General features: G+C 69.8%; 1 protein-coding gene. It reads left to right on the forward strand.

Annotated elements, in window-relative coordinates; genetic code table 11:
• Window positions 1–1,192, forward strand: a 1,192-nt coding sequence (locus I5G_RS22225) for a bifunctional UDP-sugar hydrolase/5'-nucleotidase (RefSeq protein ID WP_022879304.1), incomplete at its 5' end; no start/stop codon positions are given.
• Window positions 1,193–1,262: the final 70 nt, after the last annotated feature.

The following is a 1,262-nucleotide window of genomic DNA, read 5'->3' on the forward strand; positions in this document are numbered from 1 at the left end:
GAAGATCGCCACGGAGTCGGGAGACTTCGGCGACCTCGTCCGCAACGCCTCGAGCGACGTGGATGCCATCGTCTCGGCGCACACGCACCAGAAGTACGCGTGCGAGATCGGCGGGCGCTCCGTCATCCAGACGGGTCAGTACGGCACGAACCTCGGCACGCTCGACATCGACCTCGACGACGCTGGCAAGCTCGTCTCGATCACGCCGGGTGTCCGTGCGCTGTACGACTCCGCCGTTTCGCAGTGGATCGCCTACCCGCAGACCCAGGTCGCGAAGATCGTGGCGGATGCCAAGGCCACCGCCGACGTGAAGGGCCAGGTCGAGGTCGGCAGCATCACGGGCGACATCAAGCGTGCGGTGAACGGCACGGGCGGTGAGGACCGCGGCGCCTACTCGACGCTCGGCAACACCGTCGCCGACGTGTACCTGTGGGCCACGAGCGAGAACCCCTCCTTCAACGGCCAGGACGCGCAAATCGCGTTCATGAACCCCGGCGGCCTGCGCGCCGACCTGCTGTACGGCACCGACAACGGCTCGGTCTCGTACCGGGAGGCGGCGAACGTGCAGCCGTTCGGCAACACGCTCGTGACGCTCTCGCTCACCGGCGCGCAGCTGAAATCGGTGCTTGAGGAGCAGTGGCAGCCCGCGGAGGCGTCGCGTCCGGTGCTCGCGCTGGGCGTATCGAAGGGCTTCACGTTCGAGTACGACCCGACGGCGGCGAAGGGTTCGCGGATCGGCTCCATCGCGCTGAACGGCACGCCGATCGACCCGAAGACGTCGTACCGCGTCGTGACCAACTCGTTCCTCGCGGCGGGTGGAGACAACTTCGGCACCTTCGCACAGGGCACCGGCAAGGCCGACTCGGGCCAGATCGACCTGCAGGCGACGGCGGACTTCTTCGCCGCGAAGGGCACGGTCGCACCGTCACCGCTCGGCCGCGCGTACCTGAAGGGCACGCAGCCGGTCGACGAGGGCACTGGCCTCACCCCGACCCCGACGCCCGACCCTTCGGCGTCGACGACGCCCACGCCGACCCCGGCGTCGACGTCAACGCCGGGCGCCACGGCCGGTCGACCGGGTTCGCTCGCAACGACGGGCACCGAGCTGCCCTGGGGCCTCGCGCTCGGCGGCGCGTTCCTGGTCGTCGCCGGCGGTCTGGCCTTCGTCCTGCGCAAGCGCCGCACGGTCTGACCCCCGCCCCAGGAACGGCCCTCACCCTTCGGGATGGGGGCCGTTCCCCTTCGCGTGAGGGGTTTTTCAT

The sequence above is a fragment of the Microbacterium sp. B19 genome (genome assembly GCF_000333395.1).
Lineage (GTDB): Bacteria > Actinomycetota > Actinomycetes > Actinomycetales > Microbacteriaceae > Microbacterium.